General features: G+C 68.7%; 21 protein-coding genes. 14 read left to right on the top strand and 7 right to left on the bottom strand.

Translation table 11 applies throughout. The features are described from left to right. Positions 1–67: 67 nt before the first annotated feature. From aceE to A5757_RS10325, 7 genes are all read left to right on the top strand, one after another. The gene (aceE, locus tag A5757_RS10295) at positions 68–2,857 is read left to right on the top strand and encodes a pyruvate dehydrogenase (acetyl-transferring), homodimeric type (protein WP_066832826.1); all 2,790 of its coding nucleotides are present in this window, start codon (positions 68–70) and stop codon (positions 2,855–2,857) included. 53 nt (positions 2,858–2,910) lie between these two features. Continuing rightward, positions 2,911–4,203 (top strand): CdaR family transcriptional regulator, encoded by a 1,293-nt coding sequence (locus A5757_RS10300; RefSeq protein WP_066832829.1) that lies wholly within the window; start codon positions 2,911–2,913, stop codon positions 4,201–4,203. A 143-nt stretch (positions 4,204–4,346) separates the two neighbouring features. Beyond that, on the top strand, positions 4,347–5,294 hold the full coding sequence (locus A5757_RS10305; protein WP_255360356.1) for an ACP S-malonyltransferase: 948 nt from the start codon (positions 4,347–4,349) through the stop codon (positions 5,292–5,294). Positions 5,295–5,374: 80 nt separating this feature from the next. After that, the gene (acpM, locus tag A5757_RS10310) at positions 5,375–5,668 is read left to right on the top strand and encodes a meromycolate extension acyl carrier protein AcpM (protein WP_066832835.1); all 294 of its coding nucleotides are present in this window, start codon (positions 5,375–5,377) and stop codon (positions 5,666–5,668) included. After that, positions 5,665–6,915 (top strand): 3-oxoacyl-ACP synthase KasA, encoded by a 1,251-nt coding sequence (gene kasA, locus A5757_RS10315; RefSeq protein ID WP_066832838.1) that lies wholly within the window; start codon positions 5,665–5,667, stop codon positions 6,913–6,915. The genes acpM and kasA overlap by 4 nt, the downstream gene beginning before the upstream one ends. A gap of 41 nt (positions 6,916–6,956) precedes the next feature. Continuing rightward, positions 6,957–8,225, top strand: a complete 1,269-nt coding sequence (gene kasB, locus A5757_RS10320; protein ID WP_066832841.1) for a 3-oxoacyl-ACP synthase KasB — start codon at positions 6,957–6,959, stop codon at positions 8,223–8,225. Positions 8,226–8,244: 19 nt separating this feature from the next. Further along, entirely contained in the window at positions 8,245–9,669 is a 1,425-nt protein-coding gene (locus A5757_RS10325) for an acyl-CoA carboxylase subunit beta (RefSeq protein WP_369815933.1), read from the top strand. 17 nt (positions 9,670–9,686) lie between these two features. Here A5757_RS10325 and A5757_RS10330 read toward each other — a convergent pair whose 3' ends face one another. Genes A5757_RS10330 through A5757_RS10345 form a run of 4 tightly spaced genes read right to left on the bottom strand, consistent with a single transcriptional unit; the run spans position 9,687 to position 14,504 of the window. Continuing rightward, the gene (locus A5757_RS10330) at positions 9,687–10,565 is read right to left on the bottom strand and encodes a universal stress protein (RefSeq protein WP_066832848.1); all 879 of its coding nucleotides are present in this window, start codon (positions 10,563–10,565) and stop codon (positions 9,687–9,689) included. After that, the gene (locus A5757_RS10335; RefSeq protein WP_066832851.1) at positions 10,562–12,382 is read right to left on the bottom strand and encodes an amino acid permease; all 1,821 of its coding nucleotides are present in this window, start codon (positions 12,380–12,382) and stop codon (positions 10,562–10,564) included. The genes A5757_RS10330 and A5757_RS10335 overlap by 4 nt, the downstream gene beginning before the upstream one ends. 29 nt (positions 12,383–12,411) lie before the next feature. After that, the gene (locus A5757_RS10340; RefSeq protein ID WP_247053755.1) at positions 12,412–13,926 is read right to left on the bottom strand and encodes a glycerol-3-phosphate dehydrogenase/oxidase; all 1,515 of its coding nucleotides are present in this window, start codon (positions 13,924–13,926) and stop codon (positions 12,412–12,414) included. Beyond that, positions 13,923–14,504, bottom strand: coding sequence for a TetR/AcrR family transcriptional regulator (locus A5757_RS10345; protein WP_066832855.1), 582 nt, complete (start codon positions 14,502–14,504; stop codon positions 13,923–13,925). Before A5757_RS10345 ends, A5757_RS10340 begins: the two co-directional genes overlap by 4 nt. A gap of 29 nt (positions 14,505–14,533) precedes the next feature. On the opposite strand from A5757_RS10345, the gene A5757_RS10350 reads away from it, so the two are divergent. Continuing rightward, complete coding sequence (locus tag A5757_RS10350) at positions 14,534–16,102, top strand: FAD-binding oxidoreductase (RefSeq protein WP_066832958.1); 1,569 nt, start codon at positions 14,534–14,536, stop codon at positions 16,100–16,102. Then, on the top strand, positions 16,102–17,010 hold the full coding sequence (locus A5757_RS10355; RefSeq protein ID WP_066832960.1) for a diacylglycerol kinase: 909 nt from the start codon (positions 16,102–16,104) through the stop codon (positions 17,008–17,010). Before A5757_RS10350 ends, A5757_RS10355 begins: the two co-directional genes overlap by 1 nt. A 6-nt stretch (positions 17,011–17,016) precedes the next feature. On the opposite strand, the gene A5757_RS10360 is transcribed toward A5757_RS10355, so the two are convergent. The 3 genes from A5757_RS10360 to A5757_RS10370 form a co-directional block, all read right to left on the bottom strand. Beyond that, a complete protein-coding gene (locus tag A5757_RS10360) occupies positions 17,017–17,529 on the bottom strand; it encodes a DUF3145 domain-containing protein (RefSeq protein WP_066832858.1) in 513 nt (170 codons plus the stop codon). A 109-nt stretch (positions 17,530–17,638) separates the two neighbouring features. Beyond that, positions 17,639–18,463 carry a serine hydrolase gene (locus A5757_RS10365; protein ID WP_066832861.1) on the bottom strand — a complete coding sequence of 275 codons (825 nt, stop codon included), beginning with the start codon at positions 18,461–18,463 and terminating at the stop codon, positions 17,639–17,641. A 10-nt stretch (positions 18,464–18,473) separates the two neighbouring features. Continuing rightward, complete coding sequence (locus A5757_RS10370) at positions 18,474–19,535, bottom strand: class I SAM-dependent methyltransferase (RefSeq protein WP_066832865.1); 1,062 nt, start codon at positions 19,533–19,535, stop codon at positions 18,474–18,476. Positions 19,536–19,596: 61 nt separating this feature from the next. Here A5757_RS10370 and A5757_RS10375 point away from each other — a divergent pair, with 61 nt between their 5' ends. The 5 genes from A5757_RS10375 to A5757_RS10395 all read left to right on the top strand — a co-directional run bounded on the left by A5757_RS10375 (position 19,597) and on the right by A5757_RS10395 (position 22,708). Continuing rightward, positions 19,597–20,685, top strand: coding sequence for an S-(hydroxymethyl)mycothiol dehydrogenase (locus A5757_RS10375; RefSeq protein WP_066832868.1), 1,089 nt, complete (start codon positions 19,597–19,599; stop codon positions 20,683–20,685). A 31-nt stretch (positions 20,686–20,716) separates the two neighbouring features. Beyond that, complete coding sequence (locus tag A5757_RS10380; RefSeq protein ID WP_066832870.1) at positions 20,717–21,346, top strand: MBL fold metallo-hydrolase; 630 nt, start codon at positions 20,717–20,719, stop codon at positions 21,344–21,346. Between the two features lie 27 nt (positions 21,347–21,373). Then, positions 21,374–21,940: a TetR/AcrR family transcriptional regulator gene (locus A5757_RS10385; protein WP_066832872.1), complete on the top strand. Its 567-nt coding sequence runs from the start codon at positions 21,374–21,376 to the stop codon at positions 21,938–21,940. Positions 21,941–22,004: 64 nt separating this feature from the next. Continuing rightward, a complete protein-coding gene (locus A5757_RS10390; RefSeq protein WP_066832874.1) occupies positions 22,005–22,361 on the top strand; it encodes a DoxX family protein in 357 nt (118 codons plus the stop codon). Continuing rightward, on the top strand, positions 22,358–22,708 hold the full coding sequence (locus tag A5757_RS10395; RefSeq protein WP_066832876.1) for an ester cyclase: 351 nt from the start codon (positions 22,358–22,360) through the stop codon (positions 22,706–22,708). Before A5757_RS10390 ends, A5757_RS10395 begins: the two co-directional genes overlap by 4 nt. Positions 22,709–22,718 lie beyond the last annotated feature (10 nt).

The raw sequence follows: 22,718 nt of genomic DNA on the forward strand, positions 1-22,718 counted from the left end.
GGATGGAAGTTGCATCACGGTGCCCTGCCGATCGTGGGGCCCGCAACCGCCTGATAAGGAGCGGAAGTTGACTACCGAGTTCGTACGCCAGGATCTGGCGAAAAACTCCTCCACGGCATCCGAACACGACCGTGTCCGGGTGATTCGCGAGGGCGTCGCATCGTATCTGCCCGACATCGATCCCGAAGAGACCTCTGAGTGGCTGGAGTCCTTCGACGCGCTGCTGGACCAAGCCGGTCCGGCCCGCGCCCGGTACCTGCTGCTGCGCCTGCTGGAGCGGTCCGGTGAGCAGCGCGTCGCCATCCCGGCGCTCACCTCGACCGACTACGTGAACACCATCCCGACCGAGCTGGAGCCCTGGTTCCCCGGCGACGAGGACGTCGAGCGCCGCTACCGCGCCTGGATCCGGTGGAACGCCGCGATCATGGTGCACCGCGCGCAGCGGCCCGGGGTCGGCGTCGGCGGGCACATCTCCACGTACGCGTCGTCCGCGGCGCTCTACGAGGTCGGGTTCAACCACTTCTTCCGTGGCAAGTCCCACTCCGGCGGTGGCGATCAGGTCTTCATCCAGGGTCACGCGTCGCCGGGCATCTACGCCCGCGCCTACCTGGAGGGCCGGCTGACCGCCGATCAGCTCGACGGATTCCGGCAGGAGCACAGCCACCCGGGCGGCGGACTGCCGTCGTATCCGCATCCCCGGTTGATGCCGGACTTCTGGGAGTTCCCGACGGTGTCGATGGGCCTGGGCCCGATGAACGCCATCTATCAGGCGCGCTTCAACCGCTATCTGCATGACCGGGGCATCAAGGACACCGCCGACCAGCATGTGTGGGCGTTCCTCGGCGACGGCGAGATGGACGAACCGGAGAGCCGCGGTCTCATCCACGTGGCCGCCCTCGAGGCGCTCGACAACCTGACGTTCGTCATCAACTGCAACCTGCAGCGCCTTGACGGCCCGGTGCGCGGCAACGGCAAGATCATCCAGGAGCTGGAGTCGTTCTTCCGCGGCGCCGGCTGGAACGTCATCAAGGTGGTGTGGGGCCGCGAGTGGGATGCGCTGCTGCACGCCGACCGCGACGGCGCCCTGGTCAATCTGATGAATACCACGCCCGATGGTGACTACCAGACCTACAAGGCCAACGACGGCGGCTACGTACGCGACCACTTCTTCGGTCGCGATCCGCGCACCAAGGCGCTGGTGGAGCCGATGACCGACGCCGAGATCTGGAACCTCAAGCGCGGCGGCCACGACTACCGCAAGGTGTACGCCGCCTACCGCGCCGCGATGGAACACAAGGGCCAGCCGACGGTCATCCTCGCCAAGACCATCAAGGGCTACACCCTCGGCAAGCACTTCGAGGGTCGCAACGCCACCCACCAGATGAAGAAGCTTGCGCTCCAGGACCTCAAGGAGTTCCGCGACGTCCAGCGCATCCCGATCAGCGACTCCCAGCTCGAGGAAAATCCCTACCTGCCGCCGTACTACCACCCCGGTCCGGAGGCCCCGGAGATCCGCTACCTGCTCGATCGCCGGCGCGCACTGGGCGGTTTCGTGCCCGAACGCCGCACCAAGAGCAAGCCGCTGCCCCTGCCTGGCAGCGACACCTACAAGTCGCTGAAGAAGGGTTCGGGCAAGCAGGAGGTCGCCACCACGATGGCGACGGTCCGCACCTTCAAGGAACTGTTGCGCGACAAGGGGATCAAGGACCGGTTCGTGCCGATCATCCCCGACGAGGCCCGCACGTTCGGAATGGACTCGTGGTTCCCGAGCCTCAAGATCTACAACCGCAACGGGCAGCTCTACACCTCCGTCGATGCCGAGCTGATGCTGGCGTACAAGGAGAGCGAGACCGGCCAGATCCTGCACGAGGGCATCAACGAAGCCGGCTCGGTCGGCACGTTCATCGCCGCGGGCACGTCGTATGCCACGCACAACGAGCCGATGATCCCGATCTACATCTTCTATTCGATGTTCGGGTTCCAGCGCACCGGCGACAGCTTCTGGGCGGCCTCCGACCAGATGGCCCGCGGATTCGTGCTCGGCGCGACCGCCGGGCGCACCACGTTGGTGGGCGAGGGGCTGCAGCACGCCGACGGGCATTCACACCTGCTCGCCTCGACCAACCCGGCCGTGGTCGCCTACGACCCGGCGTTCGCCTACGAGATCGCCCACATCATCGAGAGCGGTCTGAAGCGGATGTACGGGGAGAACCCGGAGAACGTCTACTTCTACATCACCATCTACAACGAGCCCTACGTACAGCCGGCCGAGCCGGAGAATCTGAACGTCGACGGTCTGCTGCGCGGCATCTACCTCTATCAGCCCGCGCCGGAGAAGAAATCGCATCGCGCCCAGATCCTGGTCTCGGGGGTGGCGATGCCGTCGGCGCTCAAGGCGGCCGAACTGCTGGCCGAGGAGTGGGACGTCGCGGCCGACGTCTGGTCGGTGACGAGTTGGAACGAGCTCAACCGCGACGGCGTGGAGATCGAGAAGCAGATGCTGCGCCACCCCGACCAGGAGGCGGCCACGCCGTATGTGACCCAGGCGCTGGTCGACGCGGAGGGTCCGGTGGTGGCGGTGTCGGACTGGATGCGCGCGGTGCCCGAGCAGATCCGTCCGTGGGTGCCCGGCACCTACATCACGCTGGGCACCGACGGCTTCGGGTTCTCCGACACCCGTCCGGCGGCGCGCCGGTACTACAACACCGACGGCGAGTCCATCGCGGTGGCGGTGCTGGAGGGGTTGGCCCGCGACGGAAACATCGACAAGTCCGTGGCGGTCGAGGCGGCCAAGCGCTACGAGATCGACGACGTGCTGGCGGCGCCGGAGCAGACGTCGGATCCGGGCGTGGCATAGGCGCCGGGGCAGGTTTGGAGGTTCCCACCAGAAAGTCGGCGTAAGTTTTAGGGATGGCCGACAACCTGACCGGCGATGCGGTGGATCCGCCGTCGCTGGAACTGCTCGACTCGGTGCCGGAGTCGCTGCTGCGCCGGGTCAAGCAGTACTCCGGCCGGCTGGCGACCGAGGCCGTCCACGTGATGGGCGACCGGCTGCCGTTCTTCGCCGAACTCGAGGCGTCCCAGCGGGCCAGCGTCCAGCTCGTGGTGCAGACCGCCCTGGTCAACTTCGCCGAGTGGATGCGCGATCCGCGCGGCGACGTCGGCTACACCGCGGAGGCGTTCGCCCTGGTTCCGCAGGAGTTGACCAAGCGCATCGCGCTGCGGCAGACCGTCGACATGGTGCGGGTGACCATGGAGCACTTCGAGGACGTGGTGCCGCTGCTCGCCCGCAACCCGGCGCAGCGCACGGCGCTGACGGTCGGAATCCTGCGGTACAGCCGCAACCTCGCGTTCGCGGCGGCGTCGGGATACGCCGACGCGGCCGAGGCGCGCGGCGCCTGGGATACCCGGATGGAGGCCAACGTCGTCGACGCCGTGGTGCGCGGGGACATCGGCCCCGAACTGCAGTCGCAGGCCGCGACGCTGAACTGGGACGCCACCGCCCCGGCGACGGTGATCGTGGGATTGCCGCATCCCGAACGCAAAGATCTGGCCAGCGACGACGTCCGCGAGGTGGTCAGCCGTCACGACCGGGCCGTGCTCTCCGACGTGCACGGGACCTGGCTGGTCGTCATCGTGTCCGGTCCGCTCTCCCCCACCGAGCGTTTCCTGCGGGACCTGACCCGGGTGTTCGCCGACGGCCCGGTCGTCGTCGGCCCCACCGCGCCGACCCTGTCGGCGGCGCACCGCAGCGCCACCGAGGCCATCTCCGGGATGAACGCGGTCGCCGGCTGGAGCGGTGCGCCGCGCCCGGTGGCGGCCCGGGAACTACTACCCGAACGCGCGCTGCTGGGCGACGCCACGGCCATCGCCGCACTGGAGACCGAGGTGATGCGCCCGCTGGGCGACGCCGGACCCGCGCTCACCGAAACCCTGGACGCGTACCTGGATTCGGGCGGCGCGATCGAGGCCTGCGCACGTCAATTGTTCGTTCATCCAAACACCGTCCGCTACCGCCTCAAACGCATCGCCGACTTCACCGGGCGTGATCCGATGCTGCCGCGCGACGCCTACGTGCTGCGGGTCGCCGCGACCGTGGGACGGCTGAGCCGGCAGGCCTACCTGCCGAGCACGTCAAATAGGACTTCGGCGCAGGTCCCGGCGGTGCGACCGGCCAGCCCGACCCTGACCCGGCCAGGCTGACAGATCGCGGGCCGGTCTCGATGGAGTCGCATCACATGCCGTTTTGTGGAGACTCCACAAAATCCTAAGACGAGGTTCATAATCTCTTACACGGCGCGAAACCGTCTTCACAGTGTTCTCTTAAAGACGTGCCAAACGGACCTATCGTGCTGCTTGCGCCCGGACAGGGTTCGCAGACCCCCGGAATGCTCCAGCCGTGGCTGGATCTCCCGGCTGCCGGCGAGCGTCTCGCCACCTGGTCTCAGATCAGTGGCCTCGATCTCGCCCGCCTCGGCACCACCGCGACCGCGGAGGAGATCACCGACACCGCTGTGACCCAGCCCCTCGTGGTGGCCGCGACGCTGCTGGCCCATGAGGAAGCGGTCCGGCGTCTGGGCGAGCGAAGCGACGGGGGAACCACCGGGTCGTTCGCCCCGGACACCGAGACGATCGTGGCCGGCCACTCGGTCGGAGAGATCGCCGCCTACGCCATCGCCGGCATCATCTCCGCCGACGACGCCGTCAAGCTCGCCGCCACCCGCGGCGCCGAGATGGCCAAGGCCTGCGCACTCGAGCCCACCGGAATGGCTGCCGTGCTCGGTGGCGACGAGGCCTCCGTACTTGAAGCGCTGGACCGTTTCGATCTCATTCCCGCCAACCGCAACGCCGCGGGCCAGATCGTGGCCGCCGGCGCGGTGGCCGCGCTGGAGAAGCTGGCCGAGGATCCGCCGGCGAAGGCGCGGGTGCGCGTGCTCGCCACCGCGGGCGCGTTCCACACCCACTACATGGCCTCGGCGCTGGACGGATACGCCGCCGCCGCCGAGAGCGTCGTCACAGCCGACGCGCTCGAGCCGAACATCACACTTTTGTCGAACTCCGACGGGCAGCCGGTAACGTCGCCCGGTGACGCGATCGAGAAGCTGGTCGCCCAACTGACCCGGCCGGTGCGCTGGGATCTGTGCACCGCAACGATGCGGGAGCGCGAACCCGCCGGGATCGTCGAATTCCCACCCGCCGGCACCCTCGTCGGCATCGCCAAGCGTGAACTCAAGGGGGTTCCGACGCGCGCCGTCAAGACCCCCGCGGACCTGGACGGGCTCGCCGAGCTCTGACCACCATGTCCCGGGCATCCCGTCCGGGGCGGACTACCGAACGTCCATCAAGTATCAACACCGAGATAGAAGGAGCCCCTGTGGCCGCCACTCAGGAAGAAATCATCGCCGGTCTCGCCGAGATCATCGAAGAAGTCACCGGTATCGAGCCCTCGGAGGTCACCCCCGAGAAGTCGTTCGTCGACGATCTGGACATCGACTCGCTGTCCATGGTGGAGATCGCCGTGCAGACCGAGGACAAGTACGGCGTGAAGATCCCGGACGAGGACCTCGCGGGCCTGCGCACCGTCGGTGACGTCGTCGCCTACATCCAGAAGCTCGAGGAAGAGAACCCCGAGGCTGCCGCCGCGCTGCGCGATAAGTTCTCGCAGTGACCAGGCCTTCCACGGCTAACGGAGCCTTCCCCAGCGTTGTCGTGACTGCCGTCGAGGCCACCACGTCGCTCGCGGCGGACATCGAGAGCACGTGGAAGGGCCTGCTGGCTGGCGAAAGCGGTATCCGCGTTCTCGAGGACGAGTTCGTCACCAAGTGGGACCTGCCCGTGCGCATCGGTGGTCACCTGGTGGACAACATCGACTCGTACATGACCCGCATCGACATGCGACGCATGTCGTACGTGCAGCGCATGTCGAAGCTGTTGTCCGGTCGCCTCTGGGAGACCGCGGGTAAGCCCGAGGTCGATCCGGATCGGTTCGCCGTCATCATCGGCACCGGTCTGGGCGGCGGCGAGAAGATCGTCGAGACCTACGACGCGATGAACGAGGGCGGGCCCCGCAAGGTGTCCCCGCTCGCCGTTCAGATGATCATGCCCAACGGTGCGGCGGCGGTCGCCGGTCTCGAACTGGGTGCGCGCGCCGGGGTCATCACCCCGGTGTCGGCGTGCTCGTCGGGGTCGGAGGCCATCGCCCACGGTTGGCGCCAGATCGTCATGGGTGACGCCGACTTCGCGGTCGTCGGTGGCGTCGAGGGCGGCATCGAAGCGCTGCCCATCGCAGCGTTCTCGATGATGCGCGCGATGTCGACCCGCAACGAGGACCCCGAGGGTGCCTCGCGGCCGTTCGACAAGAACCGGGACGGCTTCGTCTTCGGCGAGGCGGGCGCGATGATGATCATCGAGACCGAGGAGCACGCCAAAGCCCGCGGTGCGACGCCGATCGCCCGGTTGATGGGGGCGGGTATCACCTCCGATGCCTTCCACATGGTGGCTCCGGCAGCGGACGGCCTCCGGGCCGGCGCAGCGATGAAGCGGGCGATGGAGACGGCGGGTCTGTCCGCCAAGGACATCAACCACGTCAACGCGCACGCCACCGCCACCCCAATCGGTGACACCGCCGAGGCCAACGCGCTTCGGGTCGCCGGTGTGGAGCACGCCGCGGTGTACGCACCGAAGTCGGCGCTCGGCCACTCGATCGGTGCGGTCGGTGCGCTGGAGTCGATCCTCACGGTGCTGGCGCTGCGGGACGGCGTCATTCCGCCCACACTGAACTATGAGACCCCGGATCCCGAGATCGATCTCGATGTCGTTGCGGGCGAGCCACGGTACGGCGACTACCAGTACGCCATCAACAACTCGTTCGGATTCGGTGGCCACAATGTGGCGCTGGCGTTCGGTCGCTACTGATCGCGACCTGACGTAGGACATCTCGTTTGGAGTAAGTAGTCATGGCACGGACAACGGGCAATCGGCTGTCGACGGGGAACGGTTTCCCCAACGTCGTCGTCACCGGCATCGCGATGACGACTGCGCTGGCGACCGATGCGGAGACCACCTGGCAGCGTCTGCTCGACGGCCACAGTGGTATCCGCAAGCTCGAGGATCCGTTCGTCGAGGAGTACGACCTGCCGGTGCGCATCGGCGGCCATCTCCTGGAGGATTTCGACAGCGAACTGGACCGGGTCGAACTCCGCCGGTTGTCGTACCTGCAGAAGATGTCGACGGTGCTCAGCCGCCGGGTGTGGGAGCAGGCCGGTTCGCCGGACGTCGATCCCCGCCGGCTGATGGTGTCCATCGGCACCGGGATGGGTTCCACCGAGGAACTGCTGTACGCCTACGACGGTATGCGGGCCAAGGGCCTCAAGGCCGTGTCTCCGCTGGCCGTGCAGATGTACATGCCGAACGCCGCTGCGGCGGCGGTCGGACTGGAGCGCAAGGCCCGCGCCGGGGTGGTCACCCCGGTGTCGGCCTGCGCCTCCGGGTCGGAGGGCATCGCCCAGGCCTGGCGCAACATCGTCCTGGGCGAAGCGGACGTCGCGATCTGCGGCGGCGTGGAGACGAGGATCGAGGCGGTGCCGATCGCCGGCTTCGCACAGATGCGCATCGTGCTCTCCACCACCAATGACGATCCCGCGGGCGCCTGCCGGCCGTTCGACCGGGATCGCAACGGCTTCGTGTTCGGCGAGGCCGGCGCGCTCATGGTCATCGAGACCGAAGAGCACGCCAAGGCCCGCGGCGCAAAGATCCTCGCCCGCATCATGGGCGCGAGCATCACCTCCGACGGCTACCACATCGTGGCGCCGGATCCCAATGGCGAGCAGGCGGGCTGGGCGATGACCCGGGCCATCCAGCTCGCGGGTCTGCAGCCGTCGGACATCGACCACGTCAACGCGCACGCGACCGGCACCAGCGTCGGCGACGTGGCCGAGAGCAAGGCCATCAACAACGCGATGGGCGGGCACCAGCCCGCCGTGTACGCGCCCAAGGGTGCCCTCGGGCACTCGGTCGGCGCGGTCGGCGCGGTCGAGTCGATCCTGACCGTGCTGGCGTTGAAGAACGGGGTGATCCCCCCGACGCTCAACTTGAAGAACCTCGACCCGGAGATCGATCTGGACGTCGTCGCAGGTTCACCGCGTCCTGGCAACTACCAGTACGCCATCAACAACTCTTTCGGATTCGGCGGGCACAACGTAGCGGTCGCGTTCGGGAAGTACTAGGAGGAACCACATGACGACGATGCAGAGCCGACCGGCCCCCGGCGCCGACGGTGAGTCGGTCGACCCGCGCGATCCGCTGCTCCGTCTGTGCACGTTCTTCGACGACGACAGCGTGGAACTGCTGCACGAGCGGGACCGCTCGGGTGTGCTGGCCGCCGCGGGCACCGTCAACGGCGTGCGCACCATCGCGTTCTGCACCGACGGCACCGTCATGGGTGGCGCGATGGGCGTCGACGGTTGCCGCCACATCGTCGATGCCTACGACACCGCCATCGAGGAACAGAGCCCGATCGTGGGGATCTGGCACTCGGGTGGCGCCCGGCTCGCCGAGGGCGTCAAGGCCCTGCACGCGGTGGGTCTGGTGTTCGAGGCGATGATCCGCGCCTCGGGGTACATCCCGCAGATCTCTGTGGTCGTCGGTTTCGCCGCGGGCGGCGCCGCCTACGGTCCGGCGCTCACCGACGTCGTCATCATGGCGCCCGAGGGGCGCGTGTTCGTCACCGGACCCGACGTCGTGCGCAGCGTGACCGGCGAGGACGTCGACATGGCCTCGCTCGGCGGCCCGGACACCCACCACAAGAAGTCCGGCGTGTGCCACATCGTCGCCGACGATGCCGACGACGCCTACGAGCGTGGCCGCCGGCTGGTCGGATTGTTCTGCCAGCAGGGTCATTTCGACCGCACCAAGGCCGAGGCCGGCGACACCGACCTCACCGCGCTGCTGCCCGAGTCGGCCCGCCGCGCCTACGACGTGCACCCGCTGGTCAACGCGCTGCTCGACGAGGGTGCGCCCTTCGAGGAGTTTCAGGCCAAGTGGGCGCCCTCGATGGTCGTCGGCCTGGGCCGGCTGGCCGGTCGCAGCGTCGGCGTGCTCGCCAACAACCCGTTGCGCCTCGGCGGCTGCCTGAACTCCGAGTCCGCCGAGAAGGCGGCCCGCTTCGTGCGGCTGTGCGACGCGTTCGGCATCCCGATCGTCGTCATCGTCGACGTGCCCGGCTACCTGCCCGGCGTGGACCAGGAGTGGGGCGGTGTGGTTCGCCGCGGCGCCAAGCTGCTGCACGCGTTCGGTGAGGCCACCGTTCCGCGCGTCACGCTGGTCACCCGCAAGATCTACGGCGGCGCCTACATCGCGATGAACTCCCGGTCGCTGGGTGCGACCAAGGTGTTCGCGTGGCCGGACGCCGAGGTCGCCGTGATGGGCGCCAAGGCCGCCGTCGGCATCCTGCACAAGAAGAAGCTGGCCGCGGCCGCACCCGAGGAGCGCGACGCGCTGCACGAGCAGCTCGCCGTCGAGCACGAGCGGATCGCGGGCGGCGTGGACAGCGCCATCGAGATCGGCGTGGTGGACGAGAAGATCGATCCCTCCCACACCCGCAGCAAGCTGACCCAGGCCCTGGCCGAGGCGCCCGCCCGCCGCGGCCGCCACAAGAACATCCCGCTGTAGATCGTCTGCCGGTGCGCTCAGCGCTTCGGGACGATCATCACGGGAACGGGGCTGTGCCGCAGGATCTTTGCCGCGGCCGACCCGAGGAACACCTGCGCGGCCGGTCCCGCCGCGCCGGAGCCGAGCAGCAGCAGGTCCCCCGGTTCCCATGCGACGTCCTCGACCGCCTCGCGCCAGTCGTGTGACACCCCGACGACGAACTCGACGTCCGGGACGCCGACGCGGGCACGAACGTCGTTGAGCTGTCTGGTGATCTCGTCGATGGTGCGCCGCGACCACTGCTCGACGACGAGACCTTCCGCGGACGGTTCGATCGACCCGCTGAACACCGTCACCGGCCGGACCGAGAACGAGGCGATGCGCAGCCCTACCGACCACCGGGTGGCGAGTTCGACGGCGGTCTCGATCAGCCGGACGGCGTCGGCGTGTCCGCCGTAGGCGACCGTCAGGCGGCGGATCGGTCCCTCGCGGGCGGGATAGCTGCGCGGGGCGATCGCCACCGGTACCGCGGCGGTGTGGACCAGGCGATCGGTGACGCTTCCGAGCGCCACGCGGCCGAGCAGACCCGACGACGAGGACCCGACGACCACCACTTCCGCGCTGTGATGTGTCGCCAGTTCGGTCAGCCCTTCGGGAATTGACGTCGCCTCGTGCACGACGACGGAAATCTCGACGCCACCGGACATCTCGGCGACCACCCGCTCCAGCGACACCCGTGCCTGAGCCGTGAGGTAGCTCAGGTACTCCCTCTGGATCGGATCGTCGCGTGGAGGCCACGGCCGCTCCACTATCGCGGCGGCGATGATGCGATCGAACGTGCACCGGGCGAGTTCTGCGGCGAGGTGCAGCGGTGCGCTGCCGTGCCCGCTGGCGCTGAACCCGGCGACGATCGTCATTGCGCGGCCGTGATCTCGGTGTATGCGGCGACCACGTGGGTTACCGGCACCTTGTGCTGCGCGCGAGCGCGGTCGACGACGTCGAAACGCTGCCACACCGACTGTTCGGGTGGCAGGGTCGAGATGACGATCTGGTCGGGTTCGAACTCGTCGACGGCATCTGACAGCGCCCGCAGCGGTCGCTGGTCGCCGAGCTTTCCCTCCGCACTGAACTCGTGCCCACGCAGCGTCTTCAGCGTGTGCTGCAGGCGTTCGGTCGCGGCTTTCTGGGTTGCTTCATGGACGTCGAGTGGGCCGTGGGTGGCCGCGGCGCCGGTCTCGATCGGGCTTACCGGCACCACCACGAAGTACCGGGTCTCCTGGTCGGCGCCGATCCGGTGCAACTCTTCGAGCAGTTCGGTGGAGTCCACGGTCTGATTGGCCAGGACCAGCACCCGGTGCGGGGCTCCGGTACCTGGGACCCCCTCGGGTGCAGGCCGCCGCTTGAGGAACCGCTTGTTGAAGAAGTACAGCGCCAAGACCACCGCCCACGACAGCAGACTCAGCACCAGTTGGGATCGAAGCTTGTCGTCGATGAACATCTGCACCAGGATCGCGACGATGCCCACCGCGGTGAGCACCGACAGGACCGGGAACAGCCACATCTTCACGCGCAGTTCGGAGTCCGGTGCGCGCCGGCGCAGGATGATCTGCGACACCGCGATGAGCAGGTAGACGAACAGGATGATGGCGCCACTGGAGTTGAGCAGGAACGCGAAGATGGTGTCCGGCGACACCGCGGCTGCGATCACGCACAGGAAGCCGACCACTGACGATGCCAGGATCGCCTGGGCAGGCACTCCCCTGCGGGTCACCCGGACCAGCGACGGCGGCGCCTCCCGCCGGGCGGCGAGGACGAAGAGCATCCGCGACGCCGTGTACATCCCGGAGTTCAGACAGCTCAGCACCGCCGTCAGCACCACGGCGTTCATGACGTGGTCGGCATAGGGGATGCCCATCTCGGTGAACGCCGCGACGAACGGGGACGCGGCGATGCCCTCGTCGTTCCACGGCAGGATCGTCACCAGTAGCAGCGCCGAGCCCACGTAGAACAACAGGATGCGCACGATCACCGAGTTGGCTGCCTTGGCCACCGCCCGCTCCGGATCCGACGACTCGGCCGCCGCGATCGTCGCGATCTCGGCGCCCACCATCGAGAAGATCACCGTGACGATCCCGACGGTGATCACCCCGAATCCCATCGGCATGAAGCCGCCGTGCGCGGTGAGGTTCGAGAAGTCGGCGTCCTTCCCCGGCCACAGTCCCAGCACGAACAGCGCGCCGAGCGCGATGAACGCAAGGATCGCGGCGACCTTGATGCCGGCGAACCAGAACTCGAACTCGCCGTAAGACTTCACCGAGAACAGATTCGTGGCGGTCATCAGCACCATGAACACCAGCGATGACGCCCACAGCGGGACATCGATCCAGTACTGGATGATCTTGGCGCCGGCGATCGCCTCGAAGCCGACGACGATGACCCAGAAGTACCAGTACAGCCAGCCGACGGAGAAGCCCGCCCAGTTGCCAAGGGCGTTGCGCGAGTAGTCGGCGAACGAACCCGTCGACGGGTTGGCGACCGCCATCTCGGCGAGCATCCGCATCACCATGATGATGAGCACGCCGCTCATTGCATAGGTGAGGAAGGAGCCGGGACCCGTGTCGGCGATCACCACACCGGACCCGACGAACAAGCCGGCGCCGATCACGCCGCCGATGGCAATCATCCGCAGTTGGCGCTGGTTGAGCGCCTTTTTGAGGGTAGGAGTCGTACTCATCGCATCGGACTACCCGATTGTGGCCTACGTCACTCCACGAACTCTGCCGCCGTCTTGAGGGCCCGTGAGCGATCGTCGGCGACGAGCCCTATCCGGGTCCGGCGGTCGACGATGTCATCGGCGGTCAGCGCGCCCTCGTGGGCGACCGCGTACTCGAATTCGGCGCGGATGACGTCGATACCGTCGGCGACGGGATCGCCGGGCCGGTCGCAGCGGGCACCGGCGAGGACGTCGGGCGCCTCGGCGCCGTACCGGGCCACCAGCGACGGCGGCAACCCGGCCTGCCGCTGGGTGGTCGCGCCGGGCGCGCCGACCAGCGGCAGGTCGCGTGTGCGGCACGGGCCTGCGGTCAACCCGCGCAGGGCCACCGCCCGGTCCAGCACATCCTCGGCCATATAGCGATACTCGGTCAGCTTCCCGCCGATCACGCTGATCACCCCGGCCGGTGATTCCGTGACCGCGTGCTCGCGGGAGATGTCGGCCGTCCGGCCGTGGCCGGTGTCGATGAGCGGCCGCAGCCCGGCGTAGGAACCACGGACGTCGTCGGGGGTGAGTGCGGTGGCCAGCGCGGTGTTGACGGTGTCGAGCAGGAACGCGATCTCGGCCGGGGTCGGCTCGGGAACGTCGGGTACCGGTCCCGGCGCATCCTCGTCGGTGAGCCCCAGATACACGCGGCCCAGCTGCTCGGGCATTGCGAAGACGAAGCGGTTGAGCTCGCCGGGGATCGGAATGGTCAGTGCCGCCGTCGGATTGCCGAACGCCTCGGCGTCGAAAACCAGGTGGGTGCCGCGCGACGGCCGCAGCTTCAGCGCGGTGTCGACCTCCCCGGCCCACACGCCTGCGGCGTTGATCACCGCACGCGCCGACACCTCGAACGATTCGCCGGTGCATTGATCGGTCAGCCGCACCGAGGTCGCGGTGGCCTCGGAGGCCGCGACGCGGGTCAGGATGCGGGCGCCGTGCCGAGCGGCGGTCCGGGCGACGGCGGTGACCAGCCGGGCGTCGTCGATCAGCTGTCCGTCGTAGGCCAGCAGCCCGCCGGCGAGGCCGTCGCGACGCACCGCGGGCACCAGCTGCGCCGCCCGCGCCGCGTCGACCCGCCGGGACCGCGGCAGCACCGAGGGCGCCGTACCGGCCAGCCGGCGCAGCGCGTCGCCGGCGAGGAAACCGCCCCGCACCAAAGCCCGTGCCGGCCGGGCCATTTCGGGTAGCAGGGGAACGAGTTGCGGCATCGCGCTGACCAGGTGCGGTGCGGTGCGCGTCATCAGGATGCCGCGTTCGACTGCGCTGCGGCGCGCGATGCCGACGTTGCCGGTGGCCAGATAGCGCAGACCGCCGTGTACGAGCTTCGAACTCCACCTGCTGGTGCCGAAGGCCAGGTCGTGCTTTTCGACCAGTGCGACGGACAGTCCGCGTGCGGCGGCGTCGAGGGCGATGCCCGTACCGGTGATCCCCCCGCCGACGACGAGGACGTCGATGCGCTCACCCTCGGCGAGCGCGGCCAGTTCCGCGGTGCGTCGCGCGGCGTTCAGGGAGGCGCTCACGGCTTGAGGTATCCGTTGAGCGCGTACGCCAGCTCCTCCGACAGGGCGGGGGCGTCGATCAGCGGGGCCACCATCTGCGCGGACTGGATCGTCGACTGCGTGATCAGCAGGCACATCGCCGCAAGTTGCCGGGGTTCGCCGGCGCGGACACTGCCGTGGTCCTGACCGAGTTTGATCTCACCGGCCAGCGCGTCGATCAGGATCTGCTGACTGGTGCCGAGCCGTTCGGTGATGTAGACCATCGCGAAGTCCGGGGTGCTGTGGAAGACCGACATCACGACCTCGTCGCTGCGGAGCTGGTCGCCGACGCGCACGATGCGCTCGACGAGGTGTTCACGCCCGACGCCGCCGCTGGGCACGGAGTCCAGGACGCCGGCGATGCGCATACTCAGCAGCGCCCCCAGCACCGCGTCGGTATCCGGCCAGCGCCGGTAGATCGTGGGGCGGCTGACCCGAGCCCGCCGCGCGATTTCGGTCAGCGTCACCCGGTGCACCCCATAGGTTCGGACGCAGTACGCGGCGGCCTCGAGGACGCGTTCCTCCACCGTTCGCGGACCGACATTACGGATTGACGACATGTGTAATACTGTAACGCATGCTGCCTCCGATGAAGTGGGATGCCTGGGGTGACCCGGCCGCCGCGAAGGATCTCTCCGAGGGCATCCGGTCCCTGCTCGATCAGGCGCTGGGTGTCCGGGCCGGCTCGACACCGCCCCTCACGCTCGAGGACGTCACCGTCCGGCCGTCGGCGCTGCCCGACGAGGATCACCGGGCGCTGGCCGCGATCGTCGGCGACGAGTTCTGCCGCACCGACGACCTCGGCAGGCTCCTGCACGCCGGCGGGAAATCCACCCTCGACCTGCTGCGCCGCCGTGATCCCGGCGTGCAGGACGCCCCCGATGCGGTGCTGATCCCCGCCGACGAGGACCAGATCGCCGCCGTACTGGCGTACTGCAGCGCGCACCAGGTCGCGGTCGTGCCGTTCGGGGGCGGGACGAGCGTTGTGGGCGGCGTCGACCCGATCCGCGACGGGATGACCGCCGCGGTGTCGCTGGACCTGCGGCGCCTCGACGCGTTGCACTGGCTCGACGAGGTCTCCGGTGAGGCCGAGCTCGGCGCGGGCGTCACCGGCCCGGACGCCGAACGGCTGCTCGGCGAGAAGGGCTTCTCGCTCGGGCATTACCCGCAGAGCTTCTGCTTCGCCACCCTCGGCGGGTTCGCCGCGACCAGGTCCTCGGGCCAGGACTCCGCCGGTTACGGCCGCTTCGACGACATGGTGCGCGGACTGCGCGCGGTCACCCCGGCCGGCGTGCTGGACGTGGGGCGCGCCCCGGCGTCGGCGGCCGGCCCGGATCTGCGTCAGCTGCTCGTCGGCTCCGAAGGCGTGTTCGGGGTGATCACCCGCGTGCGGGTGCGGGTGCATCCGGTTCCGGAGACCACCCGCTACGAGGCCTGGTCCTTCCCGGACTTCGCGACGGGCGCGGCCGCACTGCGCGCGGTCACCCAGACCGCGACCGGACCGACCGTGATCCGGCTGTCCGACGAGGCCGAGACCGGCGTCAACCTGGCGACCACCGAGAACATCGGTGAACAGCAGATCACCGGCGGCTGCCTGGCCGTCACGACCTTCGAGGGCAGCGCCACGCACACCGAGAGCCGCCATGCCGAAACCCGCGCACTGCTCGAAAGGCACGGCGGCACGTCGCTGGGTCCGGAGCCCGCGAAAGCCTGGGAGCACGGCCGGTTCAACGCGCCGTATCTACGCGACGCGCTGCTCTCGGCGGGCGCGCTGTGCGAGACGCTCGAGACGGCAACGACATGGTCGAATCTGCAGGCGCTCAAGGCCGCGGTGACCGAGGCGCTGACGACGACTCTCGAGCCAGCGCTGGTGATGTGCCACATCTCGCACATCTATCCGACCGGGGCGTCGCTGTACTTCACCGTCGTCGCGGGACAGCGCGGCAACCCGATCGAGCAGTGGCAGGCCGCCAAAACCGCGGCGTCCGAGGCGATCATGCGGACCGGCGGCACCATCACCCACCACCATGCGGTCGGCGCCGACCACCGCCCGTGGATGCAGGCGGAGGTCGGCGAACTCGGCGTGGAAATCCTGCGCGCGGTCAAAGCGACGCTCGACCCCGCCGGAATTCTCAACCCGGGCAAGCTGATTCCGTGATCGAGAAGGTCGTCCAGAAAGTAACGGTGCTGACCAATCCGCTGTCGGGGCACGGCAACGCGCCGCACGCCGCCGAGCGCGCGATCGTCCGCTTCCAGCAGCGGGGCGTGAACGTGACCGCGATCGTGGGCACCGACGCCGACCACGCCCGGCGCCTGGTCGAGGAGTCGCTGGCCGCCGGCACCGACGCATTGGTGGTGGTCGGTGGCGACGGGGTGATTTCGCTTGCGCTGCAGTCGCTGGCGCAGGGCGAGGTGCCGCTGGGCATCGTCGCGGCCGGCACCGGCAACGACCACGCGCGCGAATTCGCGCTCCCGACCGGCGATCCGGAGGCCGCGGCCGACGTGATCGCCGACGGGCACACCGAGGCCATCGATCTGGGCCGCATCGACGACACGTCCGGCCGGAGCCGATGGTTCGGCACGGTGATGGCGACCGGTTTCGACTCGCTGGTCAGCGACCGAACCAACCGCATGCGCTGGCCGCACGGGCGGATGCGCTACAACGTCGCGATGCTGGCGGAGCTGTCGAAGCTGCGGCTGCTGCCGTTCCGGCTGCGATTCGACGACGGCGAGGAGCAGCTGATCGATCTCACGCTGGCCGCGTTCGGCAACACCCGCAGCTACGGCGGCGGAATGCGGATCTGCCCGAACGCCGACCACAGCGACGGACTGCTCGACGTCACGATGGTGCACTCGGCGTCGCGCAGCCGGCTGATCCGGTTGTTCCCGACGGTGTTCAAGGGCACCCACGTCGACCTCGACGACGTGACCACCGCGCGGGCGCAGTCGATCGAGGTGGACTGCCCGGGCATCAACGCCTACGCCGACGGCGACTACGCCTGCCCGCTGCCGGTCACCGTGTCGGCGGTGCCGCGTGCGCTGCAGATCCTGGTGCCGCGGCCCTAGGGGTGACTACCCGACTCCCCGGCTCAGCCAGCTGACCTCGGCCCCTGCCCCACCATCGCGGTAGGGCTCGAGCGCCTCGTCCCAGGCGGTGCCCAGCACGGTGTCGAGTTCCGCGGCGAGCACGTCGGCGCCCGCGTTCATCAAGGTGCGCAGTCGCATCTCGCCGACCATGGTGTCGCCATTGGCACTCATCGCACCGCTCCACATGCCGAGCTGTGGGGTGTGGCACCAGCGGTGACCGTCGACGCCTGCACTCGGATCCTCGGTGACCTCGAAACGCAGCACCGACCACGACCGCAGCGCGTTCGCGAGTTGCGCCCCGGTACCCACCGGGCCCACCCAGTTGGTGACGGCACGCAACTGCCCCGGCATGGCCGGTTGCGGGGTCCACTTCAGGTTGGCGCGCGCCGACAGGGTCGACGACAACGCCCACTCGACATGTGGGCACACCGCCGCGGGTGAGGCGTGCACATACACCACGCCTGTCGCCGAATCGGCGAACTGGTTCGACGCACGCATAGCTGGCTCCTTCGGCTCCACGAGGGACGTCTTCCCCAAGCGGCCTCGTCGATACCGAATTACAGCTGTGTCGTGCGTGTCTATTGTGCCTCGTGAGGCGTGTGTTGCGCTAGTGTGCTCCGAATTCTCTCAGAACTCCATCAGAGAATTCGGGCCACGCCTGATACGCCCACTTGCCGAAGTCGCGATCGGTGAGCGTGACGAGGGCGAGTTCGGACTGCGGATCGACCCACAGGAACGTGCCGGACTGGCCGAAATGCCCGAACGTGGCCGCGGAGTTCTGCTCCCCGGTCCAGTGCGGTGACTTGCCGTCGCGGATCTCGAAACCCAGCCCCCAGTCGTTCGGCCGCTGCACCCCGAACCCGGGCAGCACGCCGTCGACACCCGGGAATTGCACCTCGATCGCCGCGTCGTGCATCTGCTGGGAGACCAGCCGAGGCCGCAGCAGGTCGGCGGCGAACGCCGTCAGGTCGGCAACGGTGGAGAAGACGCCGTAACCGGCCGCGTCGGCGCCACCGTCGAGCCGGGAGTCGGACATGCCGAGCGGTTCGAACACCGCTTCGGACAGATAGCGGCCGAATTCGATGCCCGCCTCCCGCTCGATCGTCTGCGCGAGCACCGCGAACCCGTAGTTGGAGTAGACCCGCCGCTCCCCGGGTTCGGACATGGTCTCGTCGGAGTGCATGGACAGCCCGGACGTGTGCGCCAACAGGTGTCGGATCGTCGACCCGGGCGGACCCGCCTCGGTGTCGAGGTCGACGACGCCCTCCTCGACAGCGATCTGCGCGGCGCGGGCCACCAGCGGTTTGGTGACCGACGCCAACCGGAACTCATGCGTCGGGTCGCCTGTCGAGGCCAGTTCTCCGTCCGGTCCGATCACGGCCGCGGCGGCGGTGTCGACCGGCCAGTCCGCGATTGCATCCAGCGCCCCCATCGGGCCGATGTTACGTGCGGCAGATGTAGTAGTAGTTCAACGGATCGGAGTCGATCTCACGCACGTCGACGTCGGTGAAGCCGGCGTCGGCCAGCATCGTGGTGGCGAGCTGACGGCCCCAGCAGGTGCCCAGGCCCGCCCCGTCGAGGCCGAGTGACACAGACATACAGTGCATCGTCGACACGGTGTAGAGGTACGGCGCCATCGGTGCACCGATGTTGTCCTCCAGATGGCTCGACGCCTTGATGTCGACCATCAGCAGGACGCCGCCCGGGCGCAGTGCGCGGCGGATGTTGGCCAGCACCCGCGCGGGCTGGGCCTGGTCGTGGATCGCGTCAAATGCGGTGACGACGTCGTAGGTGTCGGTCATGTCGAGGTTGCCGACGTCCGCCGCGAGGAACTGCGCGTTGGTCAGCCCGCGGCGCGACGCCTCGTCGCGGGCGGCGGACAGGCCCTCGTCGGAGAAGTCGATTCCGGTGAAGCGGCTGGCCGGAAAGGCCTGTGCCATCACGTTGATCGCATGTCCACTCCCGCAGCCGATGTCGGCGACGTCGGCGCCGGCCGCCAACCGCTCGGGCAGCCCCTCGGCCAGCGGCAGCACCACGTCGACCAGCGCGGCGTCGAAGACCTCACCGCTCTGCTCGGCCATGATCGCGTGGAACCTCGGATAGGCGCTGTAGGACAGTCCCCCGCCGGTCCGGAAGCAGTCCAGGATCTGCTGTTCGACCTCGCCGAGCAGCGGGATGAACTGCGCCACGCGGGCCAGGTTGTCAGGTCCGGCGGCGCGGGTGAGAACCGCTGCGCGTTCGGGCGGCAGGACGTAGGTCGCCGCGCCGGGTTCGTAGTCGACGATGCGAGCGGCGGTGGCACCGCCCAGCCATTCGCGCACATAGCGTTCGTCGAGGCCGGCCGCGTCGGCGATCTGCGCGCTCGACGACGGTGGCAGCCCGGCCATCGCATCGAGCAGGCCCGTCTGGTGACCGATCGACAGCAGCAGGGCGACGCTGGCACTGTCGATCGCACCGACGACGCGTTCGGCGAACTCCTCGGTGGTCTCGCTGGCAGTGATCATGCCGCGAATGTACGGCTGCGCCGAGACCCTCACGCAGGATCGGACGCATTAGGTTGTAGGCATGAGTCAGACAGTGCGCGGGGTGATCTCCCGGTCGAAGAAGCAGCCGGTCGAGTTGGTTGACATCGTGATTCCCGATCCGGGTCCGGGTGAGGTCGTCGTCGACATCATCGCCTGCGGGGTGTGCCACACCGATCTGACCTACCGTGAGGGCGGCATCAACGACGAGTATCCGTTCCTGCTGGGTCACGAGGCCGCCGGCACCGTCGAATCCGTCGGCGAGGGCGTGACCAACGTCGAGCCCGGCGATTTCGTGATCCTGAACTGGCGCGCGGTGTGCGGACAGTGCCGCGCCTGCAAGCGCGGCCGCCCGCATCTGTGTTTCGACACCCACAACGCCGCGCAGAAGATGACCCTGACCGACGGCACCGAGCTGACCCCCGCGCTGGGGATCGGGGCGTTCGCCGACAAGACCCTCGTCCACGAAGGCCAGTGCACCAAGGTCGACTCGACCGCCGACCCGGCCGTCGCCGGGCTGCTCGGGTGCGGGGTGATGGCCGGCATCGGGGCAGCGATCAACACCGGCGCGGTGAACCGGGATGACACGGTCGCGGTGATCGGATGCGGCGGCGTCGGGGACGCCGCGATCGCCGGCGCCGCCCTGGTGGGGGCGAAGAAGATCATCGCCGTCGACACCGACGACACGAAACTGTCCTGGGCGCGCGAGTTCGGTGCCACCGACACCATCAACGCCCGCAGCGTCGACGATGTCGTCACCGCCATCCAGGACCTGACCGACGGGTTCGGCACCGACGTGGTCATCGATGCCGTCGGCCGCCCGGAAACCTGGAAACAGGCCTTCTACGCCCGCGACCTGGCCGGCACCGTCGTGCTCGTCGGGGTGCCCACCCCGGACATGACGCTGGAGATGCCGCTGGTGGACTTCTTCTCCCGCGGCGGATCCTTGAAATCCAGTTGGTATGGCGACTGCCTACCCGAACGCGATTTCCCGACGCTGATCTCGCTGTATCTGCAGGGCCGGCTCCCGTTGGACAAGTTCGTCTCCGAACGGATCGGTCTGGACGCCATCGAGGACGCGTTCCACAAGATGCACGCCGGTGAGGTGCTGCGCTCGGTGGTGATCCTGTGATGAGCGCTTGCGCGAAGAACGGAGAACTCTGATGGCCGCGACCAACATCGAACGCCTCGTCACCTCGGGCGTCTTCGAACTCGACGGCGGGTCCTGGCACGTCGACAACAACATCTGGATCGTCGGCGACGACACCGAGGTCATCGTGTTCGACGCCGCGCACGACGCCGCCCCCATCGTCGATGCGGTCAACGGCCGGCACGTCGTGGCGGTGATCTGCACCCACGGTCACAACGACCACATCACCGTTGCGCCGCAACTCGGGCAGACCCTGGATGCGCCGGTGCTGCTGCACCCGGCCGACGAGATGCTCTGGCGTATGACCCACCCCGAGCAGACCTTCCGCTCGGTCGAACACGGCGCCACCCTGCGCGCCGGCGGCATCGAGATCCGGGCCCTGCACACCCCGGGCCACTCTCCCGGCTCGGTGTGCTGGTACGCCCCCGAACTCGGGGCGGTGTTCTCCGGAGACACCCTGTTCCAGGGCGGACCCGGCGCCACCGGACGGTCGTTCTCCGACTTCCCCACCATCCTGGAATCCATCTCCGGCAAACTCGGCACCCTGCCCGGCGACACCGTCGTCTACACCGGCCACGGCGACACCACCACGATCGGCGATGAAATCGTCAATTACGACGACTGGGTCGCCCGCGGCCACTGATCCTGTCGTCCTCCGGAGGGAGAGCCGGTGGTCAACCGCACCAACACCCGGCAGCGTTGGCTCGACGCGGGCCTGACCGCGTTGGAGGAGAAAGGCGCCGCCGGGGTGCGCATCGACCGGATCGCCGCCCGGCTGGGGCTTTCGAAGGGCTCGTTCCACCATCATTTCGACGGCGCCGACGGCTACAAGCGTGAACTGCTGCGCCACTTCGAGGCGCTGTCGACCGGTGCGCTCGAACAGGCCATCGACGGGGTCGGCCCGCCCGGTGACGCCCGGGCCGTGCTGTCCGCGCTCACCGCTGCGATCGGCGCGGGTCGGCCGGATTTGTACCGGCCGAAGCTGGAGGTCGCCGTACGTGCCTGGGCGACGTCGGATCCGGAGGTGCAGGCCGTGCAGTCCCGTATCGACGCGGCGCGGCTGGCCGCACTGCACCGGGTGTGGCGCCCGCACACCGACGACGACGCCCAGGCCCGGACCGCTGCGCTGCTGCCGTACCTCGTCGCGCTGGGCGCCTCGGTGCTCGAACCGCCGGTGAGCGCCGAGGAACTGAACCGGGTGTACGAACTGCTGCTACCGCTGGTGCCGAACTCCTGAGGCGTGCACCGAACCAAACCATACGGTATCGTATGTTTTGAATCGGTGCGTCGAAGGGGACGAGATGCCTGCACTTCCCGATCCGGCATGGCCGATCGTCGCGCTCGCGGTCGTCCAGATCGTCGACGCCCTGCTGTGCCTCAAACCGGCCGCGTTCATCGCCGACTGTTTCACCGCCGTGCACTGGCCACGCCGACTGTGGTGGCTGATGCCGCCGATCAAGTTCGCCGCGGCCGCCGGCCTGATCCTGGGGCTGTGGGTGCCCTATCTGGCGGCGCTGACCTGTGCGGCGCTGGTGGTCTACTTCCTCTGCGCGGTCGCCGCGCACGTGCGAGCCCGCGACTTCGGCCGCAACCTGTTCCTCAACGCCACGGGGATGCTCCTGCTGTGCGTGGCCACCGGTGTGTACTGCTTCCTGTGAGTACTCCTGACGCGCACACCATCTTCCGCCGCTGGATCGGCGAGGTCTGGGCACAGGCGCACATCCCCCACGATCTGGTGGCCGAGGACTTCGTCGGGCACTGGCCCGACCTCGACGTGCACGGACGCGACGGACTGGCCGCGGTCGTCGCACAGACCCGAGACATGTTCGACGCGTTGGAGTTCGAGATCGTTCTCGGACCGCTGACCGACGGTGAGCTGCTCGCCGGCCGGTGGATCGGTGTGGGTCGTCACACCGGCGGAGAGGTCCGGTTCTTCGGCAACGACATCCTGCGAGTGGACGGTGGGCGCATAGCCGAGTACTGGACCGGAACGTCCGGCGGCTGACGGGTACTGC

The sequence above is a fragment of the Mycobacterium sp. 852013-51886_SCH5428379 genome (genome assembly GCF_001665575.1).
Taxonomy (GTDB): domain Bacteria; phylum Actinomycetota; class Actinomycetes; order Mycobacteriales; family Mycobacteriaceae; genus Mycobacterium.

Bases quoted from the DNA above. Each gene is read 5' to 3' on its own strand.
- A5757_RS10375 (WP_066832868.1), top strand. From the start codon at position 19,597: ATGAGTCAGACAGTGCGCGGGGTGATCTCCCGGTCGAAGAAGCAGCCG.
- A5757_RS10335 (WP_066832851.1), bottom strand. From the start codon at position 12,382: ATGAGTACGACTCCTACCCTCAAAAAGGCGCTCAACCAGCGCCAACTG.
- A5757_RS10350 (WP_066832958.1), top strand. From the start codon at position 14,534: ATGAAGTGGGATGCCTGGGGTGACCCGGCCGCCGCGAAGGATCTCTCC.
- A5757_RS10300 (WP_066832829.1), top strand. From the start codon at position 2,911: ATGGCCGACAACCTGACCGGCGATGCGGTGGATCCGCCGTCGCTGGAA.
- A5757_RS10370 (WP_066832865.1), bottom strand. From the start codon at position 19,535: ATGATCACTGCCAGCGAGACCACCGAGGAGTTCGCCGAACGCGTCGTC.
- A5757_RS10330 (WP_066832848.1), bottom strand. From the start codon at position 10,565: ATGACGATCGTCGCCGGGTTCAGCGCCAGCGGGCACGGCAGCGCACCG.
- A5757_RS10345 (WP_066832855.1), bottom strand. From the start codon at position 14,504: ATGTCGTCAATCCGTAATGTCGGTCCGCGAACGGTGGAGGAACGCGTC.
- A5757_RS10360 (WP_066832858.1), bottom strand. From the start codon at position 17,529: ATGCGTGCGTCGAACCAGTTCGCCGATTCGGCGACAGGCGTGGTGTAT.
- A5757_RS10325 (WP_369815933.1), top strand. From the start codon at position 8,245: ATGCAGAGCCGACCGGCCCCCGGCGCCGACGGTGAGTCGGTCGACCCG.
- kasB (WP_066832841.1), top strand. From the start codon at position 6,957: ATGGCACGGACAACGGGCAATCGGCTGTCGACGGGGAACGGTTTCCCC.
- A5757_RS10390 (WP_066832874.1), top strand. From the start codon at position 22,005: ATGCCTGCACTTCCCGATCCGGCATGGCCGATCGTCGCGCTCGCGGTC.
- A5757_RS10380 (WP_066832870.1), top strand. From the start codon at position 20,717: ATGGCCGCGACCAACATCGAACGCCTCGTCACCTCGGGCGTCTTCGAA.
- A5757_RS10365 (WP_066832861.1), bottom strand. From the start codon at position 18,463: ATGGGGGCGCTGGATGCAATCGCGGACTGGCCGGTCGACACCGCCGCC.